The 538-nt window shown below is 78.1% G+C and carries 1 protein-coding gene; it reads right to left on the bottom strand.

What is annotated here, in order from left to right; genetic code table 11:
- Positions 1-33: 33 nt before the first annotated feature.
- On the bottom strand, positions 34-538 hold a 505-nt coding region (locus ACFRMQ_RS28670; protein WP_380733565.1), incomplete at its 5' end, for an aminodeoxychorismate/anthranilate synthase component II.

A 538-nucleotide genomic window follows, 5' to 3' on the forward strand; every position in this document is an offset into this window, starting at 1 on the left:
GGCGGGACGCGTCCCGCCCGGGGCCGGCTCGGCTCAGCGCGGCGCGGCCGTCGCCTCGCGCAGCAGGCCCGCCACGATGTCCACGCCGTCCCGGGTGAGCACCGACTCCGGGTGGAACTGGAGGCCGGCGAAGCCGGGCCCGCGCACCGCGTGCACGTCACCGCTGACGGTGTTCCGCGAGACCTCGACGCCCTCGGTGGCGAGCCGGGCGGCGTCGTCCTCCGAGCAACGCGCGGTGAAGGTGTTGTAGAAGCCGACCGTCCGCCTGTCGCCGAACAGGTCGATGCGCTCCTGCGCCCCCTGGTACGGGACGGCCTTGCGGCCCAGCGGGAGTCCGAGTTCGGCGGCCAGCAGCTGGTGGCTGAGGCAGACCGCGAGCAGCGGCGCGGTGCGGGCGCCGGAGCGGACGGCGGCCAGCGCGTCCGCGACGATCGGCCGCAGCAGCGCCATCTTGGGGTCGTCGGCGAGCGCCGGGTCGCCCGGGCCGGGGCCGAGCACCAGGGCGCCCCGGTGCGCGGCGACCCGCGCGCGCAGCCCC

Origin of the sequence: Kitasatospora sp. NPDC056783 (genome assembly GCF_042789895.1) — a bacterium.
Classification (GTDB): domain Bacteria; phylum Actinomycetota; class Actinomycetes; order Streptomycetales; family Streptomycetaceae; genus Kitasatospora.